Consider the following 20434-nt stretch of genomic DNA (forward strand, 5'->3'; position numbering starts at 1 on the left):
AAGGAGAACAGATGAAAATTTCCCGCGTCGGTGAAGCGCCGGACTACCGCTTCTCGCTGGCGAATGAGCGCACGTTTCTTGCCTGGATCCGCACTGCTCTGGGGTTTCTCGCGGCGGGCGTTGGGCTGGACCAGTTAGCGCCGCAGTTTGCCACGCCGCTGATTCGTGAAGTGCTGGCGCTGCTGCTGTGTCTCTTCTCCGGCGCGCTGGCGCTCTATGGCTATCTGCGCTGGCTGCGCAATGAAAAAGCGATGCGCCTGAAAGAAGATCTGCCCTATACCCGCGTGCTGATGGTAATAAGCGTGGCGCTGCTGGCGGTTGCGCTGGTGGTGATGGTGCTGGTGTTCTATGCCGGATAACCGCAAAGCCCGGCGCGAAACGGATCCTGGCCTGCAACCGGAACGAACATCGCTGGCATGGTTGCGCACGCTGTTCGGCTACGGCGCGCTGATGGCGCTGGCGGTCAGGCATAACTGGCAACATTCGGGCATGCCTTTCTGGATCTCGCTCATCATTCTGGCGTTGGCCGCGTTACTGCTCTGGCGCTACACCCATAAGCGTATCTTAATGGACGTCAATAAAAGCGATTTCGCCTTGCCCGGCGCAATACGTGACAAATTATTGATCTCCCTCGCGGTGCTTTCCCTCGCATTACTGTTTGCTGTAACGCATATCCGTCAGCTTATTCTTATCTTGTGAGGATGTTTGCATGCCAGGCTGCCACGTTATGGCTAAGCCCGCCAGTTCACGCTGCAACCTTAACTGCCGCTACTGTTTTTACCTCGAAAAACCGCAGCAAAATGTTATGGATGACACCACGCTGGAGGCATTTATTCGCCAGCAGATCGACGCCCAGCCGGGCGAAAAAGTGCCGTTTGCCTGGCAGGGCGGCGAACCGACGCTCTGCGGGCTGGAATTCTTTCAGCGCGTTGCTGCCCTGCAAAAAAAGCACGCCAATGGCAAACGTATTGAAAACGCCTTCCAGACGAATGGCATTCTGCTGAATGAGGAGTGGTGCCGTTTTTTTCATGACAACGGCTGGCTGGTGGGCGTTTCCATCGATGGCCCGGCGGATTTGCATGATGCTTACCGTGTGAACCGCAGCGGCAAACCATCACACCCGAAAGTCCTTAATGCCATTGCGACGCTGAATAAACATCAGGTCGAGTACAACCTGCTGTGCGTCGTCAATAATCTCAATAGCCAGCAGCCGCAGCGCCTGTATCGCTATTTACGTGCGCTTGGTACGCCATTTTTGCAGTTTATTCCGCTGGTGGAGCAGGACGCGCAGGGGCGCTTGTCTGCCGAATCGGTCAGCGGCGAAGCCTGGGGAAACTTTCTTACCGCGATATTCGACTTGTGGGTGCGGGAAGATATTGGCCGCGTTTACGTGCAGTTATTTGACTCCACGCTCGGCGTCTGGAGCGGCTATCCGTCGCAAATGTGCAGCTTAGGCGAGACCTGCGGCCACGCTTTTGCGCTGGAAGCGAACGGCGATCTCTACCAGTGCGATCACTATGTCTCCCCGGATTACCGGCTGGGCAATCTGCATCAGATCCCGATTAAAACGCTCAACGCCAGCCATGAAGCAGCGGCTTTTGGGCAGAGTAAAAAAGCCAGCCTCAGCGAAGTCTGCCTGCGTTGTGACATGCTGCGTTTTTGCCGGGGCGACTGCCCGAAGCACCGCATCGTTGAGGGAAGAAGCGCGCTTTGCCACGGTTATCACCGCTTTTTCAGCCACAGCGCGCCGCATATGCGCGTGATGCGCGATCTGCTGCGCCAACGGCGCTCCCCTGTCGAACTGATGGCCTGGCTGCGCCGGAGCGGCTGATTTAGCGGGCTTTCGCCAGATAGTGCGCCATCTCATCGGCGGGCACCATTCCGCCGCCGGTGGCCCATACCAGGTGGGTGGCCTGCGCCAGTTGTTCAGGGCTAAAGCCGTGCAGTTGATGATAGCCGCTGTTGCTGCAAATCCGTTGCGGCCCGGACATTCCCGCCAGCGCTGACGGCTCCAGTTGAATGCCCTCTTCCTGCGCCAGCCAGCCGAGTTGCTGGTAAAGTGTGTTGTCATCAACGGTGTAGAAGCCGTCCAGCAGGCGCTCCATTGCCCGTCCGACAAAGCCGGAAGCGCGCCCGACCGCCAGACCATCGGCCGCCGTCTGGTTATCAATCCCCAGATCTTGCACCGCAATGCCGTCATGTAGCCCGGTATACACGCCCAGCAACATACAGGGAGAATGCGTTGGTTCGGCAAAAATACAGTGTACCGCGTCGCCAAACGCCAGCTTCAGACCAAAGGCGACACCGCCAGGCCCGCCGCCCACGCCGCACGGCAGATAGACAAACAGCGGATGCGCGTTATCCACCACTTTGCCAAGCCGTGTGAACTGATCTTTCAGGCGCTGTCCGGCGACGGCATAGCCCAGAAAGAGGGTGCGGGAGTTCTCATCATCAATGAAAAAGCAGTTCGCATCCGCTTCCGCCGCTTTGCGCCCTTGTTCAACGGCCACGCCGTAATCTTCGGCATACTCCACCACGTTTACGCCGTGGCTGCGCAGTAGCGCTTTTTTCCATGCCCGGGCATCGGCTGACATATGTACCGTGACGTGAAAACCAAGCCGCGCGCTGATAATCCCGATCGATAACCCCAGATTTCCCGTGGAGCCAACGGCGATGCTGTACTGGCTGAAGAAACGGGCAAATTCAGGCGACAACAGTTTGCTGTAATCGTCATCCGGCGTCAGTAATCCGGCGGCGAAAGCCAGTTTTTCCGCGTGGGTCAGTACTTCATAAATGCCGCCGCGCGCTTTAATAGAACCGGAAATCGGCAAATGGCTGTCTTTTTTCAGCCACAGCTCGCCGGTGATATCCGGACTGAGGCGGCGCTGCATTGCCGGAATCGGAACCACGTCAGATTCAATCATGCCGCGGCTTGCCGCCGTTTCCGGGAAAGCCTGCGCAATGAACGGTGCGAAGCGGGCAAGCCGCGCGTGGGCCTCGCTAACATCCTGTTGTGTCAGGCCAACATGCGGCAAAGCGCGTGCAACGGAGGTACTATTAGGGTTAAACCACTGCGTTTCTTTCAGCGCGATCAACTGCTCTATAAGCGGAAACTGCTGGATGAGTTTCTGAATGTCGGGGTTTTTCATCGGTTCGTTTTCGTAAGAATCGGAGCGTTAAAGAAAACAGGAATCAGCCAGCGGTGCAAGTGGGTCGCGGTTTTGAGAATTTATTACGTTTTGCTGCTACACGTGTAAACGCAAGCATGCTAAATACATGTATTCATCCCTGATTTTCACAAGGTCAACTGTGTTAAAACCACTGATTGCAGTTGTTATGCTGTTGGCGGGAACCTCTGTGTTTGCCGCTGATACTCCGCTGACGGCGGCGCAATATGCGCAAAAGCTGGGGGTGGGGATGGATGTCGACTGGGCGCGTACCGATCGGGGTATCCGCGAGTTCGACCCGCTGATTGTGCGTGATTTCTACGACGCTGGTATCCGCCATGTACGCATTCGCGTTGCCGATAATATGACGGAAGCGCGGCTGATCCACCTGCGTAAACTGGTAGAGGCCTGCGAACAGTATGGGGTGATTCCGGTAATTGCCTATCAGGCAGACAGCTTCAAAGCCGATCCGGACGCCAAAAACGAAGCGCAACTGGTGGCGTGGTGGTCAACGGTAGCGAATTTTTTCGGTACCGGGCACCCGATGCTCGGTTTTGATGTGATTTATGAACCGGCTGACAAACTTAACCGCGATTTGCCCGCCCTGAATCGCGCTTATGAAAATGTCGTGCGCACCCTGCATGATATCGACGCTCAACGCATGATTTTTATTGCCCCGCGTATGCGCGCCGCGCCGGAAGATCTCTCCTCGTTGAAACTGCCGCCACACAGCCAGAACTATCTGTTGGCCGAGTGGCACATTTTCCCGTGGGGGCCACTGAAAAATAACGGTAAATATCCGTGGACATCGGGCACGGCGGCGGAAAAAGCCGCCATTCGCGCGCGGATTAATACAGCGGTGCGCTGGCAGCAGAAATCCGGGCATGCCAGCTGGGTTGGCGGCTGGGCGGTAGGCGAATCCATTAAAAATGCGCCCACCGAATCACAAATGGCTTTCGCCCGTTTTATGGCCTGCGAACTGAATAAGGTGAAAATTCCCTATGCGATCAATACCGATACGCAATTTTATGACGGCGAAGAGGGCGCATGGCGGCCAGGGCCGGAGCCGTTATTGAAAATGATGATTGCGCCGGAGTGCGACAAGCCCGACGCGAGGCCGGGCCATCATGAGGTTAAATCACCGGTTCATGGCGAGAAAAACGCGTCGCCAGCGGCAGCCAGCACAACAGAATTAAAAGCCCCGCCAGCGTCATCAGCATCCCAAGGCTAAACTGGCCGTTCTGCGGCAGTTGTGAAGAGAGCCACGCCAGGCCGCCAGAGCCGATGTTCTGCAACCCGCCAACCAGCGCGCCCGCGGTGCCCGCCAGAAACGGGAATGGCTCCATTGCGCCGCTGGTCGCCAGCGGGAACAGCATTCCGGCGCCGAAGAAAAACAGCGCGGCGGGCACGATCAGCGTCCAGATATTCATCACCCCGACAATGCCCGGGAGCCACATCATCAGACCGGCCGCCAGGCAGCAGATCACCGACTGCCACATCAACGAAGTAAAGCGCTTGTTCTGCCGCCCGGCAAACCACGCGCCGAAAAAGGCCGCTGGCACTGGCAGAATAAACAGGACGCTGACCGTCATGCTGTTCAGGCCCAGCACGCCGCCCATCAATACGCCCGAGCTGGCTTCAAAGACCGCAATCCCGGCCAGACCGCCAATCAACATCAGCAGGTAACAGTTAAATGCGCCGTTGCCGAACAGGGTTTTGTAGCTGGCCAGCAGGCGGATGCGCGGCGCGTCTTTTGGCCGGGTTTCCGGCATCCAGCGCGCCATACTCCAGGTGACGACCAGGCACAGCACCAGCAAAAAGATAAAACAGGCGCGCCAGTTAAACAGCGTATTCAGCACACCGCCGATCAGCGGCGCAAGCAGCGGACTAACCAAAATCCCCATATTCAACAAACTGTTGGCGTGACGCAGTTCCGTACCGGCATACAGATCGCGCGGCAGCGTTCGCGCCATCACGCCGCCCACGCCGGTGCCAATGCCCTGTAAGGCGCTGGCCAGAATTAACATCGACAGGCTGTGCGTGGTAATGGCGATCAGCGTCGCCAGCAAAAAGATGCTCATTCCGGCCAGGATCACCGGGCGGCGACCGACTCTGTCCGCCAGCGGGCCATAGAAGAGCTGAGAGACACCGTAAGTCAGCAGATATGCAGCCATGACGCTTTGTACCGCGCCTTCGCGAACATTCAGGGTGAGCGCCATATCCGCTATCGCCGGGATATAGATGGTTTGCGCCATCTGCCCGACAGCCACCAGAAGCACCAGCATCAATAACAAATTGACGTTTCTCTGCCTTTTCATGTCGATGATTACTTTTAAAAAATGGAGGATTAAAGAATATATGGCTGCAATACAGCCTTAATGCCGGAGAAATCTAGCACAGCCAGATGACAGAACCACAATTATCCGGTGCAAAGACAGGAGGGAGACAGGCAGGTTTTATAGACAACATTCGGCAACTTTTGTTGCCAGTAAGTTTCAGGAAAGGCGCAGCAGTATCGCACCGGCGGCAATGCCACAGGCGGCAACAATCCGCAGCCCGGCAACCTGCTCTTTGAGAAGAACAAACGCAATCAGAGCGCCGAACAGAATTGAGGTTTCGCGCAGCGCAGCGACGACCGCCAGCGGCGCTTGCGTCATCGCCCACAGCGCCAGGCCGTAAGAGCCCATGGTGCCGATGCCGCCGGGAATGCCCTTTTTCCAGTTGGCGACCAGATAACGCGTCACCTCTTGCCGCCGCGCCAGCATCGCCCACAACAACAGGCAAAAACCGTTAAGGAAGAAGGTCCATAATGTGTAGCCCAGCGCAGAACCGGCAAGACGAACGCCGGTGCCATCGACCAGCGTGTAACCCGCGATGAACCCCGAATTAATCAGCGCCAGCCAGATCCCTTTGCGTGACTGCGTGCGTCCGTTAAACGCCATCGCCAGTATCGACAGGCAGATCACGGCAATACCGCCCCACGCCACGCCAGAAAGCGAATCGCCGAGGATCAGTACGCTGATAAGCGCCACCAGCAGGGGCGCGGTGCCGCGCATCAGCGGATAGGTCTGGCTCATATCCGAAACCTGGTACGTTTTTGCCACCAGCACGGTGTAAACCACCTGCAACGCGCACGAGACGGCGAGATAAGGCACGCTGGCGAGCGTCGGCTGTGGCGAGAAAGGTAACAAAATCAGCGCGATCAGCGCGGCGGAACCGCTGACGGCAATTGCCGAATAGAGTTTGTCGCTGCCGGATTTCACAATGGCATTCCAGCTGGCATGAAGCAGAGCGGCAAATAGCAAAATGCAGAAAACGGAGAGTGTCATGGTGGCCCGGGCGAGTGAGTTGTCAACAAAATGTAACATGCCGCCCGCAGCGGATACCAGATTAGCGGTGTTAAAGAGGGGCGGTTGCCCGCCCCTCTTTGGTGCGGCTTGAACCTGAATTAACGCAGGAATTTCAGGACAGCTTCAAGCAGTTGCAACAAAGCAACAATGAGTTTCAGGATCAGAATAAACAGTTCCATTCCGCTCATACGCGTCTCCTCTGGTTCAGGAGCACCGGCTGGCTTACCTTTCCGCTGCCTGTTGTCAGCCGTGTTGTTGGCGTAACGCAGTGTGCTCGCTTAGGGGTTAAGGCGCTGACGGCACCACCCGTTTCAGCCAGGACTTGTTTGCGCCGTAGAATTGCGGCCCCTGCACACTGATTAGCAAGGTCAGTATATATTAACACTGTTTATATATACAGTATTTATTGGACGAAATTTTGACCTTGATCCATACTCAATGCGGGAAAAAACGCCTGAAAATTGCGCGGCGGCCTGTTTCCGCGTATAGTTCCACTGTTGACGTAACGCAGTGTGTTTGCGGCCACCAACCGCAAAAAACTGTATAAAAACCTCGCTCCGGCGGGGTTTTTTGTTTTCAGCGGCTGCATAACCAAACGTGATCCGCCGCGCAGTTTTCTGCGGGTGCGTAAAAAGCAGTTGTCGGCGACGAAATCCTGTGTTTGTATAAATCCTGTTAATTACATGACAGACAGGTCCCTAATGAACGCTTCCACAATGTCGATGAACCTACTAAAAACCGCGCATAACGCCGCGGTGGTCGTCGTGCGTGTGGTGGTGGTCGTCGGCAATGCGCCGTAGGGTCCGGAACAACACACGATTCCAAAACCCCGCCGGCGCAAACCGGCGGGGTTTTTCGTTTAACCCCCTCCGGAAAGCTGGCCCAGAAGAAAAGGACTGGAGCATGGCAAGTTCGGGCAGCACATCACAACCCACGCGCTACACTGGCGCGCAACTGATTGTTCATTTACTGGAACGACAGGGCATCACCACGGTAACCGGCATTCCTGGCGGTACGGTTCTGCCGCTGTACGACGCGCTCAGCCAGAGCAAACAGATTCGCCATGTGCTGGCGCGCCACGAGCAGGGCGCAGGTTTTATTGCGCAGGGCATGGCGCGTACGCAGGGTAAACCGGCGGTATGTCTGGCCTGTAGCGGGCCGGGTGCGACCAACCTGGTGACCGCCATCGCCGATGCGCGCCTCGACTCCATCCCGCTGGTTTGCATTACCGGCCAGGTACCCGCCTCAATGATCGGCACCGATGCGTTTCAGGAAGTGGACACTTACGGCATCTCTATCCCCATCACCAAACACAACTACCTGGTGCGTGACATCGCCGAACTGCCGCAGGTAATTTGCGATGCGTTTCGCATTGCGCAGTCCGGCCGCCCTGGCCCGGTGTGGATAGATATTCCTAAAGATGTGCAGACGGCGGAAATCACCCTGAGCGAACTGCCGGAACCTGGCTACAAAACCCCGGCCCCGGCCTGGAATGCGCAGGCGGTGCGCGAAGCCGCAGAGATGATCAATGCCGCGCAGCGTCCGGTGCTCTATCTCGGTGGCGGGGTAATCAATGCACCGCAGCAGATTCGTCATCTGGCGGAGAAAGCCAACCTGCCGACCACCATGACGCTGATGGCGCTCGGCATGCTGCCGAAGCAACACCCGCTGTCGCTGGGCATGCTGGGGATGCACGGCGCACGCAGCACCAACTTTATCCTGCAAGAGGCGGATTTACTGGTGGTGCTGGGGGCGCGTTTTGATGACCGGGCAATTGGTAAAACAGAGCAGTTCTGCCCGAATGCCAAAATTATCCATGTCGATATCGACCGCGCGGAGCTGGGCAAAGTGAAGCAGGCGCATGTAGCGATCCAGGGCGATGTCGGCGAAGTGCTTGACGCGCTGATCCCGCACGTTGAGGCGCACTCCCGCTACGCCTGGCGTAACACAGTTGAGCAACTGCAACGCGAGTTTCCGGGCGCCATTCCGCAGGGCGGCGATCCGCTGAGCCACTACGGTCTGATCAACGCCGTTGCGGCTTGCGTTGATGATAACGCCATTATTACGACCGATGTGGGCCAGCACCAGATGTGGACGGCACAGGCGTACCCGCTTAACCGCCCGCGTCAGTGGTTGACTTCCGGCGGGCTGGGCACCATGGGTTTTGGTCTCCCTGCCGCCATTGGCGCCGCGCTGGCGAACCCGGATCGCAAAGTTATCTGCTTCTCCGGCGATGGCAGCCTGATGATGAACATTCAGGAAATGGCCACTGCCGCAGAGAATAACCTCGATGTGAAGATCGTGTTGATGAACAACGAAGCACTGGGGTTGGTTCACCAGCAGCAGAGCCTGTTTTATAAATCTGGCGTGTTTGCGGCAACCTATCCGGGGATGGTTAATTTTATGCAGATCGCTGCAGGTTTCGGCCTGCAAACGTGTGATTTAAACGCCGCCGCCGATCCGCAGGCCGCGTTGCAGGAGATCATCGCCCGTCCTGGCCCGGCGTTGATCCATGTCCGTATCGACCCGCAAGAAAAAGTTTATCCGATGGTACCGCCGGGCGCGGCAAATACAGAAATGGTGGGGGAATAAGCCATGCAAACAACTGATAACGTCATTCTCGAACTCACCGTGCGTAACCATCCGGGCGTCATGACGCATGTTTGCGGGCTGTTCGCGCGCCGTGCATTCAACGTGGAAGGTATTCTCTGTTTACCGCTACAAAATGGCGAACAGAGCCGCATCTGGCTACAGGTTGCCAACGACCAGCGGCTGGAGCAGATGATAAGCCAGATCGACAAACTGGAAGATGTGGTGCAAATCATCCGTCACCAGAGCGATCCGGGCGTGTTTAACAAACTGGGGCTGTTCTTCGAGTAATCGCGCTATTTATGCGAAGCGCCCGGTAAGCCGATAATTAATTGTCGGCTTACGGCTGTTTTTACGGCTGTGCGTCAGAGGGGATTTCCCCGTATGATGAGCCTCTTTTACGCACCGGGAGCAGGTATGATTTGGTTGATGTTGGCAACGCTGGTGGTTGTTTTTGTGATTGGCTTCAGAGTGTTAACCTCTGATTCCCGGCGGGCGATCCGCCGTCTCACCGACCGGCTTAACATTCAACCCGTTCCGGTGGAATCGATGATGGATCAGATGGGCAAAACGGCGGGCAGTGAGTACTTAAGTTACCTGGCGCGCCCGGATGAAGCACATTTGCAAAATGCGGCGCAGGTGCTGCTGATCTGGCAGGTTTCCATTGTCGATAGCAGCGAACAGAACCTGCAATACTGGCACCGGCTGATGCAAAAAGCGCGGCTTGCCGCGCCGATAACCGATGCGCAGGTGCGTCTGGCACTCGGGTTTTTACGCGAGCTGGAGCCGGATACCATCGAACTGAACAACTTCCAGCTGCGTTATAACGCCCAGTTTATCCCGCAAGAGGGCGTCCACTGGCTGCACTGATCCCCATCATAAAATGAGTTGCCGAATTGTTAATTGCGTCACAGATGATGAATGTTACACTGCGCGACCTTCACGACGAATAACTAAGCAGGTGACAAATGAGTGAGCAAACTGTGGCGCAACCGGACGCGGTAACCCGTCCTAACTGGTCAGCCGTTTTCGCGGTGGCTTTTTGCGTTGCCTGTCTGATCACCGTGGAGTTTTTACCGGTGAGCCTGCTGACGCCAATGGCGCTGGATTTGGGCGTTTCCGAAGGCGTGGCCGGGCAAACGGTCACGGTAACCGCGTTTGTGGCTATGTTTGCCAGCCTGTTTATTACGACGGTGATCCGCGCCGCCGACAGGCGTTATGTGGTGATCGCCTTTGCGGTACTGCTGACCCTCTCTTGCCTGCTGGTCTCCTTTGCTACTAACTTTACGCTGCTGCTGGCAGGCCGCGCCTGTCTGGGGCTGGCGCTCGGCGGTTTCTGGGCGATGTCGGCTTCGCTGACCATACGTCTGGTGCCGATGCGTACCGTGCCGAAAGCGTTGTCGGTGATTTTTGGCGCAGTGTCGATTGCGTTGGTGATCGCCGCGCCGCTGGGCAGTTTCCTCGGCGGCATTATCGGCTGGCGCAATGTCTTTAACGGTGCGGCGTTGATGGGAGCGATCTGCATTCTCTGGGTGTGGCGGGCGTTGCCGTCGCTGCCGGGCAAAACCGAACATCACGAGAATATGTTTGGCCTGCTCAAACGCCCTGGTGTACTGGCGGGCATGATCGCCATCTTTATGGTCTTCGCCGGGCAGTTCTCGTTCTTTACCTATATTCGTCCGGTATATATGAACCTGGCCGGGTTTAGCGTCGATGGCTTAACGCTGGTGCTGCTGAGCTTTGGTATCGCCAGCTTTGTCGGAACGTCCTTCTCTTCCATGGTGATGAAGCGTTCGGTCAAAATGGCGCTCGCCCTTGCACCGCTGACGCTGGCTGTCAGCGCGCTGGTGCTGATTTTGTGGGGCAGCGATAAAGTCGTTGCCGCGGGGATCGCCATCATCTGGGGGCTGGGTTTTGCGCTGGTGCCGGTGGGTTGGTCAACCTGGATCACCCGTACGCTTGCCGATCAGGCGGAAAAAGCCGGTTCCATTCAGGTGGCGGTGATTCAGCTTGCCAATACCTGCGGCGCGGCGATTGGTGGTTTCGCGCTGGATCATTATGGTTTGCTGTCGCCGCTGGTGCTCTCTGGCAGCCTGATGCTGCTGACCGCGCTGCTGGTGGCGGCGAAGGTGCGGGTAAAAGCGTAAACGCCACAATTCGCCAGGTGGCGCTGCGCTTACCCGGTCAGAGTGTTCGCGTATTGCACAGCGCGTAGGCCTGATAAGGCGTTGCCGCCATCGGAGAATGTCACGCCGAGGCGCTGGCGAGCCGCATTTTGCGGCGCGAATCCCAGGAGATCAGCAGTACCGACGAGACAATCAACAGCGTGCCAAGCCAGTCCGGTAAAGAGAAAGCAACGCCAAGCAGTACCACCGAGAGCAGTGCGCTGCTCAGCGGTTCCGCGCAGCTCAGAATGCTGGCCTTCGAGCCGCCAATCATCTGCGCGCCTTTCAGATAGAGGCTAAAGGTGAGCGCCGTGCCGATCACCACCAGATAGAAGAACGCCATCAGCAGGTGCCCATCTACCGCCACACTTTCCGCTTGCCCGCCAAAAAACGGCGCCAGCATCAGCCCTGCCAGCAACATACTCCAGCCGACAATCGGTAGCGTGCCGTACCGGGCGATCAGCGCCGAGGGATAAGTGGTATAGAACGCGGCGGAAAACGCCGAAACGATCCCCCACAGCAGCGCTTGCGGTGAGATAGACAGCGACGTCAGATTGCCGTGCGTCACCAGCAGGAAAGTCCCCATCAGTGAGGTGAAAATCGCCGTAACAACCGGCATGGTGGGGCGTGCTTTCCGCACCAGCGCAAGCCAGGTCACGATGATCGTGGGCGATAAAAATTGCAGTACCGTGGCGGTAGCGGCGTTGGATTTTTCGATGGTCAGCAAAAAGGTCAGTTGTACGGTCAGCGCGCCAAACAGTGAGAAGATCAGCAGGCTGATGGCATCTTTGCGGTTTTTCAGGATGGCGAAAATTTTATCGCCGTGCACAAAAGAGAGCGTAAGCAAAATGATGCCGGTAAACAGCAGCCGCGTCATGGTTAACCACGGTGACGGGATATGACTTTTCTCCATGATGTACTGCGCGCAAACCCCGGAACTGCCCCATAACACCGCGGCTGCCAGTACATAAAGCATCCCTTTTTTTGTGGAACCCATCTTTTAACCCAACTCTGTCATGCTGATTGCTTATTGATAAGGCGCGCATCATAACACATGTACAGAGATTAACCGGAGGCGGCTGAGGGTGACCGCCTCCGGTTTTACATCAGAACCAGGCTTCCCACATTGCGCCGACGTTAAACGAATCGAGCGTACTGTCGTCGGTGCCATTGACCCGCGCGGTACGTTTGTTATCCACTTCGCCGCCGGTTACGTAGAAGCGCAGCATCGGGCGGAATTCCGGCCCCATCGCAATTGAGATGTTCTGCGACAGCGTCAGTTTCCAGCCGTGGTTATCGCCGCCATTGTCATAGTCGACGCGCTGATAACCGGCTTCCAGCCAGGTTGAATGGACATCGTTCCACCAGTGCATCGGACGAATAATCGCGCCATAGTTGCGGCGGTTATCGGCTTTGTTGGCACTGTTATCGTAATCGTGGAAGGCCAGCAGGTATTCCACCTGGGTTTGCTGGCTGAACTTGTAGTTGCCTTCGAAGCTGGCGTAAATCGCTGTCAGATCGTCGGTTTTGTTGAATACGCTGTTGTCCGCGTTATCGGAATAACGGGCAATCACTTTGTTCACACCATGGTCATAGGTGTGGCTCAGCACCACGCCGCCCTGCCAGGCGCGCAGGCGGTCTTCGCTTTCGATCGCTTTGGAGTCAAAGCCGTAGTTGGCATAGATCTCCAGATCGAGCGGGCCGACCTTCATGCCGTGAATTTTCGAGGTGACCGCATAGTTACCCTTGTCCCCGACGTTCGAACTGCCCGTACAGGTAATACGTGACGGGTTGGCTTCATCCTCCAGCACTTCCGGGCTACAGGATTCCACGGCCGCCACGGCAGCTACGTCAAACTGTACGCCGCCAATATCGAAGTTTTTCACCCCGGCGCCCTGACCATCATGGTTCATCCAGAAGTAGTCGTTGATGCCCTGTTGCGGACGCTGGTGGAAGTCGCGCCCCGCCCAGAAGTAAGCATTCGGGTTCGAGGCCAGCAGGTTGGTTACCCCGGCATAGGCTTTTTTCAGGTTAACTTCGTCGCCCCAGTGATCGAACATCACGTTAACGTCCCAGATTGCGCCGTTGTCGCCTTTAAACGCTTTCGAAAGCTGGAACTCGCCGCCGTTGCCTTCGTTACCCAGACGACCAATGGCGGAGGCGCCATTATAGGAACCATCGACGCCGACATATTTCTGATCGCCAGACTGGAAGTGCGCGCCGTAGCGGGCATAGCCGCTGAATTTCACGCCGTAAGGAATGGCTTTATCCGGCTCCTGGGCGGTGGTTTGTGGTTCAACAATGACATCTGCTTTTTTATTGATGGCGGCATCCATTTTGGCCTGCCGTTCCGCCAGTGCTTTATCGACCGCTTTGGCGACAATGGCATCGATTTGCTCTTGCGTAAATTCTTGTGCGAAGGCGGAGCCAGAGCAAAGGGTGGCCGTAACCGCCAGCGCCACTGGAAGTATTTTATTTATTCTCATGGTTATCTCAATTTAGTAAGTTATTCGCAGACAATAGTTACCCTGCGCTGGCAGGGTAAAAATATTGCCATCACCAAAAACTAATATTTATTTTGTAGAGTCGGGTACAGATTAATTAAGATTTACCGTAATCAATTCTCCATTTATTACTGTCGATATAATGAATGCAGTTGAATAATTTCTTCAGATAATTCGCGGGCCAGTAATGACGTCATTAAATGATCCTGGGCATGCACCATAATTAACGTCATTGGCTGACGGCCTTCACCGGCATCCTGCTCAATCAATTGCGTCTGCATTTTGTGCGCCTGGCGCGAATAACCATCGGCCTCACGCAGCAGGCTGCGGGCTTCTTCAATATTGCCCTCCCTGGCCGAGCGCAGTGCCTCAAAGCACAAGCTACGCGACTGTCCGGCGTTGACGATAATTTCCATTACCGCTTCTTCAAGTGCGACCATAATCATTATTCCTGAGTAAAACCATTAAGCGCGGCGGTGGCGGCAAACCACTCTCCACTTTTCTTAATAGTGCGTTGCTGAGTTGCCAGATCTAATTGCACAAAACCATAGCGGTTTTTATATGCGTTACACCATGACCAGTTATCAATAAATGTCCACATATGGTAACCAAGACAATTACAGCCTTCGCTGATTCCTTTATGTAGCCATTTCAGGTGATCGCGAACAAAGGTAATACGATAACTGTCGTTAATTTGTCCGTTTTCAATAAAGCGTTCTTCATTCTCGACGCCCATACCGTTTTCAGAAATAAAACAGCGTGGGTTGCCATAATTCAGACGCAGGTTGGTGAGAATATCGTAAATACCTGGCTCGTAAATTTCCCACCCGCGATACGGGTTCATTTTACGACCTGGCATTTCGTAATAATCAAACAACCACTCTGGCATAAATGGCGCATCGGGATTGACCGCACTGTCCCGGCACTTTACCCGCCGCGGCTGGTAATAGTTGATGCCGAGCAGGTCGATTTTCCCTTCTGCAATCAGCGAGATATCTTCCGGCTGGCAGGCGGGGAGCTGATCGTACTCTTTGAGCAACGCCACCAGGTCAGCGGGATACTCGCCGCGCAGTACCGGGTCGAGAAAACTGCGGTTAAACAGCAAATCCGCGTGGTGTGCCGCTTTCACATCCGCAGGATGTTGCGAGCGCGGATAAGACGGCGTCAGGTTCAGCACAATGCCGATGTCGCCGGAGTGGTGCCCGGCGCGAAATGCTCTGACAGCGCTGGCATGAGCCAGTACCGTGTGGTACGCCACCGTCGCCGCGCGTTTGAAATCCACCACGTTCGGGTAATGGAAATCGTACAGATAGCCGCCTTCGACCGGAACGATCGGCTCGTTAAAGGTAAACCAGTGCTGCACCCGATCGCCGAATAGCTCAAAGCAGATTTGCGCGTAGCGACTAAAAGCCTCAACCACTTCGCGGCTTTCCCAGCCGCCTTTCTCCTGCATTACCATCGGCATGTCGAAGTGAAACAGCGTGATAAACGGCGTAATTCCCTGCGCCAGCAGTTCGTCGATTACGTCGTTGTACCAGGCGACTGCCTGCGGGTTCACTTCACCGGTTCCATCCGGGATCAGGCGCGACCAGCTCAGCGAAGTACGAAAACTGTTGTGATTAAGCTGCTTCAACAGCGCGATGTCTTGCCGCCAGTGGCGGTAAAACGTCGAGGTCTCCTGCGGCCCAACCTGCTGGTGAAAACGCCACGGTTCGCGGGCAAACCACGTATCCCAGGTAGTGGCGCTTTTACCGCCTTGCTGGCTTTCCCCTTCGGTTTGCAGTGCCGAGCAGGCGCTGCCCCACCAGAAGTTTGCGGGAAAAACATATTTCATTACCGACTCCTTTTAGTTACTGCGGACGGTTTCCGTCATCGGTGCGCTGGTCTGCGCTTTTTGTTCTTCTGCTTTCATCAGCGAGTGTTCATACGCCCGCAGGAATGGCAGATACATCAGGGCAGACATCACCATACAAATCAGGCACATCACCACCGGGCTAAAGGCCCAGTTCGCCGCCCATGAGGCACCGATTGGCGCGGGTGTTGTCCACGGCGTCAGCGAAACCACCTGTGCCAGCAGGCCCATTTTGGTCGCGGTGTAAGCCAGCACGGCGTTAACCAACGGCACGCAGACAAACGGTACAAACAGCATCGGGTTCATGATGATGGGCGCACCGAAAAGAATCGGTTCGTTGATGTTGAAGAAGCTTGGCACAACGCCCATTTTGCCAATGGTACGCAGATGCGCGACGCGGCTACGCAGCAGCAGGAACGCCAACGGTAAGGTTGAACCCACGCCGCCAATCAGCAGATAGTGATCCCAGAAGCCTTGCAGATAGACGTGCGGCAGCGCAGCGCCCGCTGCCAGCGCGGCCTGGTTGGCAGAGAGGTTGGCCATCCAGAACGGGTTCATAATGCCGGTGACAATCAGCGAACCGTGAATACCGGCGAACCAGAAGATTTGGCACAGCAGCACGGAGAGCAGAATGGCGGGCAGGGAATCAGAGGCGGAAACCAGCGGCTCCAGCAGGTGCATAATCGCCTGCGGCAGGATCATCCCGGTTTGCGCTTCGATAAACAGGTTCAGCGGGTGCAGCGTACCAATGATCACCACCACCGGAATCAAAATCTCAAACGAACGCGCCACGCCGGTTGGAACCTCTTTCGGCAGGCGGATGGTGATGTTGTGCTGTTTGAGCCAGGCGTAAACGCGCGACGAGTAGATGGCGGTCAGCAAGGCGGTAAAAATGCCCTGGCCGGAGAGATACTGGGTGGAGATTTTGCCGTCCGCATACGGCGCGGCAACCAGCAGAAACGCCATAAACGCCAGCAGGCCGGTCATCACCGGGTCGAGGTTAAACTGGCGACCGAGGCTGGCGCCAACCCCAACGGAGATAAAAAACGTCATCACTCCCATGCTGAGGTTAAACGGCAGCATCAGTTGCGCGCGGTATTCGGTAGAGAAATCGAGCCAGGCGCGGGCGAAACCGACGGTGGTGTCGGCGGAAAACGGTGGGAAGATAAACACCAGCATAAAGGAGCCGATGATCATAAACGGCAGCGCAGCGGTAAAACCGTCGCGGATGGCGATAACGTACTTCTGCTGTCCAAGACGACCGGCCAGCGGCGTAATGGATTGCTCAATAAGCGTAATCATTGATTGATATAAGGAACTCATAAGAACACCTTTTTAATGCGCCGCTTCAATCAGCGACAAAGCGTAGTCCAGTACCTCATTACCGCGTTGCATGCCGTAATCCATCGGATTGATGGGTTGAACCGGAATGCCGTGTGCGGCGGCCTTTTCTGACAGTGTATTTAACATGTACTTAACCTGCGGTCCGAGAAGCACGACCTGATAACGCGGAAATTGTGTGTCGAATTCCGCGACGCCGTACGCGTCGATCTCCACTGGCAGCTCCCGTTCCTTCGCCGCCTCAAGCATTTTTCTCACCAACAAGCTGGTGGACATCCCGGCAGAGCAGCACAACATAATCCTGAACATCGTTAACCATCCTCGAAGTGTAAAAAGTTATTGCGGGGATGATTGGATATCATATGGAAACCGGTTTCCATTTTTTCTCCACAGAAGTGTGATAGCTATCAACATCTGCTACCCATAAGGCTTTTTTATTGGATTTACATCACGGAATTTTGCGCTTCGTTGATAGCAAAAGAGGTGAAATGGAAAATCGGTTTCCATCAAAAAGGGAAACCGTTATACTGCGAGTGGTTATAGATTGAACCGATTTTGCAGGACGAATTTTTAGGCGCAGGCTACGCGCTGTTCAGGGGAGAAAGATGTCTACAATCAACGATGTATCACGTTTAGCTGGGGTCTCCAAAGCCACAGTCTCACGGGTGTTGAGTGGTTCGCGCGGCGTTAAGGAAGCCAGTCGCCTCGCGGTACTGAAAGCGGTCGAAGAGCTGAATTATCGGCCCAATGTTATCGCCCAGTCATTGCTCAGCCAGTCGACAGGCTGCATCGGGGTGATTTGCGCCCAGGAGAATATTAACCAGACCACCGGTTACCTGTATGCGCTGGAAAAACATCTCAGCCAGAATCAGAAACATTTGCTGTTGCGCTTCGCCAATACCAAAGCCGGGGTGATGAGCGCGCTGGATGAACTGACCTGCGGGCTGTGCGACGATGTATTGATTATCGGCGCGCGTTTCCCTCTGAAAATTGAAGATGAAAATGTGATTCTGGTCGATTGCGAAGAGTCCATCGATTCCACGCCCAACAGCATTCAATTTGATCACGCTTTTGCGGCGGAAACCGCCTGCAACTACCTGATTAGCCAGGGCCGCCGACAAATTGCGCTTATCCATCCCGATACCGCTGCGGCCGAGCAGGTGTTGCACGGCTACAAGCTGGCGCTGGAAAACAATTTCCTGCCGTTTAACCGCAACCTGGTTTTTATGGATGACACCAGTTCATCGGTGGCGTTGCAGGTGCTGCTCAATAATGCCACCACGCTGAATTTTAACGCGCTACTGGTGGCTGACGAGCAGGAAGCGCAGCGCGTGATCCCGCAACTGCAAGCGTTTAATAAATCGGTGCCGGGCGACATTATGGTCTTCAGCCTTGCTGGCTCTTTGCATTTACCGGGGATCCCGACCATCCCGGCGATTGAATATTCAATGGATGCAATGGCGGCGCGCATTGTGGCATGGCTGAATGAGAAAACGCAGAGCGTGCTGGGTTCGTACCGCGTGCGCGGCGATTTAATTATTCCTGACGTCGGTAAGCGCTAATAAATAAAAAGCCTCCATGCGGAGGCTTTTTTAATGGCATTTCAGACGTTACGCAAGGCTATATTCTTTAACCAGCGTGTGAATATCCAGTTCATCCGAATAATCCACCCCCGCTATGCCAAAGCCGTTCAGTTCGTGAAACTCCTGCAAATAACCGGCAAAATCGCCAATGACCATAAAGTTATCCGCAGTCACCTGTTTTCTGAGTAATTCCACCGCGTTTTGCACATCCGGGCGAAGTTCATAATCATCCATGCGAATCAACCGTTGAGCATCGGTAGTCACCTTGCCAAGAGGGGGATAAAGATGATCCAGCATCAGCCGGTGCATTTGCTCAATACAGGTTTCATGTAACCGTTTCTGTTTCATGACTTTATACAACAGGGTGATATACAGCGGAAACACAGGAATAAACGCGCTGGCCTTGGTGACCAGCGCTTTACAAATAACCGCATAAGCATTGCCGCTGATACGTTGCAACTGCGCATTAATTTCATCGGCGGTATTATGTAAATGCGCTTTTGCGGCACCCAAAGAGCCCTCTTTATAAAGCGGCCAGGTTGATTCCGGGCCAATATACGAATAGGCAACCGTTTTAAACCCTGCGGCTAATACATCGGCTTGTTCCAGCATGGTGATCCAGCGCTGCCAGTCTTCGCCACCCATCACTTTTACTGTATCGGCAAGCTGCTGTTCGGTAACAGGTTCCAGCGTCTGTTCTACCATGCGCTGACTTTCCAGTTCAAAACCAGGGCCGGAGAAAGCCTGGCCGCGAACGCCCAGCGTTGAGTGATAACGCGTACCGTCAGGATGAAGACGTATGCCAGACGCAACGGAATACACCACCAGATCGATTTTCCCGCCAAATTCTTGCTGGATAAAATCAATCACGTTTTGCCGCGTGGTATCGGAAAAAGCATCGGCAATAAAATCTTTCGCGATCAGCCCTTTCTCACTCGCCCGTCGCTGAAACAGAACGTTGTTATACCAGCCCGCGCTGCCTGCGCCTTTTTCACCGGGACCCTTTTCAAACGAGACGCCAATGGTGTCGGCGCCGCCGCCAAAAGCCAGCGCAATACGAGAAGCCAGCCCATAACCGGAGGAGGCGCCAATCACCAGAACCTTTTTAGGCCCATAGATCTCGCCGTGTGATTCGACATAGGCAATCTGTTTATCAATGGCTTTCAGCAGCCCTTCCGGGTGGCAGTTTTTAGCCACATTACCCTGAATAATCGGTTTCATAATGTGTTATCTCCGGTCAGTGTTTTACGGCGGGAGATAACACAAGTGCTTCTCCTTTAATGACAACATCGCCATGCTGATTTGTGCAGGTGGTTTTCAGACTGACCCGTTTTTTCTCCGTATCAATAGCAATAATTTCCACGGTTGCTGTCACCGTATCGCCAATAAAAGTTGGTTTGGTAAATTTAAGATCCTGCGCCAAATAAATAGAGCCTTTACCGGGGAGTTTATTTGCAATAACTGCAGAAATTAAACCGCTTACCAGAATTCCGTGAACAACACGCTGGCCAAATATGCTTTTTTTACCCGCGGCATCGTCAAGATGCACTGGGTTCATGTCACCTGAGGCCTCTGCAAAATTTATCACGTCTTCTTCAGTGAGTTTTTTTGTAAATTGCGCTTTTTGCCCTGTTTGTAAACATTCGGCTCTTTCTGTCATTTTTAAAAACCTCCATTTAAATATATCATGTAAATATCCTTTTTGAGCGGTGATAAGAATTGTCAAATTTAAATACTATCGATCTTGAAACCGCCTTATTTATATAAAATTCATAGTAAACATTGAATAAATTGTATGGGTCAGCTTTTACTCAAACATTGACATTAATCAAAGTACCCTTTCACCTAATTAGGATAAAAATTCTCGTAGTTTAATTAAGCGA

At 54.7% G+C, this 20434-nt stretch carries 22 protein-coding genes; 10 read left to right on the plus strand and 12 right to left on the minus strand.

What is annotated here, in order from left to right; translation table 11 throughout:
* Positions 1-11 precede the first annotated feature (11 nt).
* From CWM66_RS13205 to CWM66_RS13215, 3 genes are read left to right on the plus strand one after another with little or no spacing between them, the layout of a single operon-like run.
* Complete coding sequence (locus CWM66_RS13205) at positions 12-359, plus strand: YidH family protein (RefSeq protein ID WP_007369411.1); 348 nt, start codon at positions 12-14, stop codon at positions 357-359.
* Positions 349-699, plus strand: a complete 351-nt coding sequence (locus tag CWM66_RS13210; RefSeq protein WP_007369412.1) for a DUF202 domain-containing protein — start codon at positions 349-351, stop codon at positions 697-699. Before CWM66_RS13205 ends, CWM66_RS13210 begins: the two co-directional genes overlap by 11 nt.
* 10 nt (positions 700-709) lie before the next feature.
* Entirely contained in the window at positions 710-1831 is a 1122-nt protein-coding gene (locus CWM66_RS13215; RefSeq protein WP_158262947.1) for an anaerobic sulfatase maturase, read from the plus strand.
* Position 1832: 1 nt separating this feature from the next.
* Here CWM66_RS13215 and CWM66_RS13220 read toward each other — a convergent pair whose 3' ends face one another.
* Positions 1833-3149 carry a D-serine ammonia-lyase gene (locus tag CWM66_RS13220; protein ID WP_107146753.1) on the minus strand — a complete coding sequence of 439 codons (1317 nt, stop codon included), beginning with the start codon at positions 3147-3149 and terminating at the stop codon, positions 1833-1835.
* A gap of 187 nt (positions 3150-3336) precedes the next feature.
* Between CWM66_RS13220 and CWM66_RS13225 the strand changes: the two genes are divergently transcribed.
* Positions 3337-4398 carry a cellulase family glycosylhydrolase gene (locus CWM66_RS13225; protein WP_035886867.1) on the plus strand — a complete coding sequence of 354 codons (1062 nt, stop codon included), beginning with the start codon at positions 3337-3339 and terminating at the stop codon, positions 4396-4398.
* Here CWM66_RS13225 and emrD read toward each other — a convergent pair.
* From emrD to tisB, 3 genes are all read right to left on the minus strand, one after another.
* The gene (emrD, locus tag CWM66_RS13230; protein WP_079517163.1) at positions 4301-5485 is read right to left on the minus strand and encodes a multidrug efflux MFS transporter EmrD; all 1185 of its coding nucleotides are present in this window, start codon (positions 5483-5485) and stop codon (positions 4301-4303) included. The genes CWM66_RS13225 and emrD overlap by 98 nt on opposite strands.
* Positions 5486-5662: 177 nt before the next feature.
* Positions 5663-6496 carry a DMT family transporter gene (locus CWM66_RS13235; protein WP_007369417.1) on the minus strand — a complete coding sequence of 278 codons (834 nt, stop codon included), beginning with the start codon at positions 6494-6496 and terminating at the stop codon, positions 5663-5665.
* Between the two features lie 119 nt (positions 6497-6615).
* A complete protein-coding gene (gene tisB, locus CWM66_RS13240; protein ID WP_064562565.1) occupies positions 6616-6705 on the minus strand; it encodes a type I toxin-antitoxin system toxin TisB in 90 nt (29 codons plus the stop codon).
* 513 nt (positions 6706-7218) lie between these two features.
* Between tisB and ivbL the strand changes: the two genes are divergently transcribed.
* The 5 genes from ivbL to nepI all read left to right on the plus strand — a co-directional run bounded on the left by ivbL (position 7219) and on the right by nepI (position 11253).
* Positions 7219-7317, plus strand: a complete 99-nt coding sequence (gene ivbL / locus CWM66_RS29095) for an ilvB operon leader peptide IvbL (RefSeq protein WP_139227959.1) — start codon at positions 7219-7221, stop codon at positions 7315-7317.
* A 103-nt stretch (positions 7318-7420) separates the two neighbouring features.
* Positions 7421-9109, plus strand: coding sequence for an acetolactate synthase large subunit (gene ilvB, locus CWM66_RS13250; RefSeq protein ID WP_107146754.1), 1689 nt, complete (start codon positions 7421-7423; stop codon positions 9107-9109).
* 3 nt (positions 9110-9112) lie between these two features.
* Positions 9113-9397, plus strand: coding sequence for an acetolactate synthase small subunit (ilvN, locus tag CWM66_RS13255; RefSeq protein WP_007369420.1), 285 nt, complete (start codon positions 9113-9115; stop codon positions 9395-9397).
* A 126-nt stretch (positions 9398-9523) separates the two neighbouring features.
* On the plus strand, positions 9524-9976 hold the full coding sequence (locus tag CWM66_RS13260) for a DUF1198 domain-containing protein (protein ID WP_107146755.1): 453 nt from the start codon (positions 9524-9526) through the stop codon (positions 9974-9976).
* A gap of 98 nt (positions 9977-10074) precedes the next feature.
* Positions 10075-11253 (plus strand): purine ribonucleoside efflux pump NepI, encoded by a 1179-nt coding sequence (gene nepI / locus CWM66_RS13265; RefSeq protein ID WP_107146756.1) that lies wholly within the window; start codon positions 10075-10077, stop codon positions 11251-11253.
* A 100-nt stretch (positions 11254-11353) separates the two neighbouring features.
* Here nepI and CWM66_RS13270 read toward each other — a convergent pair whose 3' ends face one another.
* From CWM66_RS13270 to CWM66_RS13295, 6 genes are all read right to left on the minus strand, one after another.
* Entirely contained in the window at positions 11354-12268 is a 915-nt protein-coding gene (locus tag CWM66_RS13270; RefSeq protein ID WP_071921723.1) for an EamA family transporter, read from the minus strand.
* Between the two features lie 109 nt (positions 12269-12377).
* Positions 12378-13757, minus strand: a complete 1380-nt coding sequence (locus tag CWM66_RS13275; protein WP_090397934.1) for a carbohydrate porin — start codon at positions 13755-13757, stop codon at positions 12378-12380.
* A 146-nt stretch (positions 13758-13903) separates the two neighbouring features.
* Positions 13904-14215, minus strand: coding sequence for a PTS lactose/cellobiose transporter subunit IIA (locus CWM66_RS13280; protein WP_007369426.1), 312 nt, complete (start codon positions 14213-14215; stop codon positions 13904-13906).
* A 5-nt stretch (positions 14216-14220) separates the two neighbouring features.
* Positions 14221-15609, minus strand: a complete 1389-nt coding sequence (locus CWM66_RS13285; RefSeq protein WP_007369427.1) for a glycoside hydrolase family 1 protein — start codon at positions 15607-15609, stop codon at positions 14221-14223.
* A gap of 12 nt (positions 15610-15621) precedes the next feature.
* Positions 15622-16950, minus strand: coding sequence for a PTS sugar transporter subunit IIC (locus CWM66_RS13290; protein ID WP_064562586.1), 1329 nt, complete (start codon positions 16948-16950; stop codon positions 15622-15624).
* 12 nt (positions 16951-16962) lie between these two features.
* Entirely contained in the window at positions 16963-17277 is a 315-nt protein-coding gene (locus CWM66_RS13295; protein ID WP_007369429.1) for a PTS sugar transporter subunit IIB, read from the minus strand.
* Between the two features lie 296 nt (positions 17278-17573).
* Between CWM66_RS13295 and CWM66_RS13300 the strand changes: the two genes are divergently transcribed.
* Complete coding sequence (locus CWM66_RS13300) at positions 17574-18530, plus strand: LacI family DNA-binding transcriptional regulator (protein ID WP_007369430.1); 957 nt, start codon at positions 17574-17576, stop codon at positions 18528-18530.
* A 48-nt stretch (positions 18531-18578) separates the two neighbouring features.
* Here CWM66_RS13300 and fabV read toward each other — a convergent pair whose 3' ends face one another.
* Both fabV and CWM66_RS13310 read right to left on the minus strand, forming a co-directional pair.
* Positions 18579-19772, minus strand: a complete 1194-nt coding sequence (gene fabV, locus CWM66_RS13305; protein WP_107146757.1) for an enoyl-ACP reductase FabV — start codon at positions 19770-19772, stop codon at positions 18579-18581.
* A gap of 16 nt (positions 19773-19788) precedes the next feature.
* Positions 19789-20211, minus strand: coding sequence for a MaoC family dehydratase (locus tag CWM66_RS13310; protein WP_107146758.1), 423 nt, complete (start codon positions 20209-20211; stop codon positions 19789-19791).
* Between the last annotated feature and the right edge of the window lie 223 nt (positions 20212-20434).

This window comes from Kosakonia sp. H7A (assembly GCF_003028445.1).
In the GTDB taxonomy this organism is placed as follows: domain Bacteria; phylum Pseudomonadota; class Gammaproteobacteria; order Enterobacterales; family Enterobacteriaceae; genus Kosakonia; species Kosakonia radicincitans.

Coding starts and splice junctions, on each gene's coding strand:
- fabV (WP_107146757.1), bottom strand. CDS start 19,772: ATGAAACCGATTATTCAGGGTAATGTGGCTAAAAACTGCCACCCGGAA.
- CWM66_RS13300 (WP_007369430.1), top strand. CDS start 17,574: ATGTCTACAATCAACGATGTATCACGTTTAGCTGGGGTCTCCAAAGCC.
- CWM66_RS13310 (WP_107146758.1), bottom strand. CDS start 20,211: ATGACAGAAAGAGCCGAATGTTTACAAACAGGGCAAAAAGCGCAATTT.
- CWM66_RS13210 (WP_007369412.1), top strand. CDS start 349: ATGCCGGATAACCGCAAAGCCCGGCGCGAAACGGATCCTGGCCTGCAA.
- CWM66_RS13270 (WP_071921723.1), bottom strand. CDS start 12,268: ATGGGTTCCACAAAAAAAGGGATGCTTTATGTACTGGCAGCCGCGGTG.
- emrD (WP_079517163.1), bottom strand. CDS start 5,485: ATGAAAAGGCAGAGAAACGTCAATTTGTTATTGATGCTGGTGCTTCTG.
- CWM66_RS13205 (WP_007369411.1), top strand. CDS start 12: ATGAAAATTTCCCGCGTCGGTGAAGCGCCGGACTACCGCTTCTCGCTG.
- tisB (WP_064562565.1), bottom strand. CDS start 6,705: ATGAGCGGAATGGAACTGTTTATTCTGATCCTGAAACTCATTGTTGCT.
- ivbL (WP_139227959.1), top strand. CDS start 7,219: ATGAACGCTTCCACAATGTCGATGAACCTACTAAAAACCGCGCATAAC.
- CWM66_RS13275 (WP_090397934.1), bottom strand. CDS start 13,757: ATGAGAATAAATAAAATACTTCCAGTGGCGCTGGCGGTTACGGCCACC.
- CWM66_RS13280 (WP_007369426.1), bottom strand. CDS start 14,215: ATGGTCGCACTTGAAGAAGCGGTAATGGAAATTATCGTCAACGCCGGA.
- nepI (WP_107146756.1), top strand. CDS start 10,075: ATGAGTGAGCAAACTGTGGCGCAACCGGACGCGGTAACCCGTCCTAAC.
- CWM66_RS13285 (WP_007369427.1), bottom strand. CDS start 15,609: ATGAAATATGTTTTTCCCGCAAACTTCTGGTGGGGCAGCGCCTGCTCG.
- CWM66_RS13290 (WP_064562586.1), bottom strand. CDS start 16,950: ATGAGTTCCTTATATCAATCAATGATTACGCTTATTGAGCAATCCATT.
- CWM66_RS13235 (WP_007369417.1), bottom strand. CDS start 6,496: ATGACACTCTCCGTTTTCTGCATTTTGCTATTTGCCGCTCTGCTTCAT.
- ilvB (WP_107146754.1), top strand. CDS start 7,421: ATGGCAAGTTCGGGCAGCACATCACAACCCACGCGCTACACTGGCGCG.
- CWM66_RS13220 (WP_107146753.1), bottom strand. CDS start 3,149: ATGAAAAACCCCGACATTCAGAAACTCATCCAGCAGTTTCCGCTTATA.
- ilvN (WP_007369420.1), top strand. CDS start 9,113: ATGCAAACAACTGATAACGTCATTCTCGAACTCACCGTGCGTAACCAT.
- CWM66_RS13260 (WP_107146755.1), top strand. CDS start 9,524: ATGATTTGGTTGATGTTGGCAACGCTGGTGGTTGTTTTTGTGATTGGC.
- CWM66_RS13215 (WP_158262947.1), top strand. CDS start 710: ATGCCAGGCTGCCACGTTATGGCTAAGCCCGCCAGTTCACGCTGCAAC.
- CWM66_RS13225 (WP_035886867.1), top strand. CDS start 3,337: ATGCTGTTGGCGGGAACCTCTGTGTTTGCCGCTGATACTCCGCTGACG.
- CWM66_RS13295 (WP_007369429.1), bottom strand. CDS start 17,277: ATGTTCAGGATTATGTTGTGCTGCTCTGCCGGGATGTCCACCAGCTTG.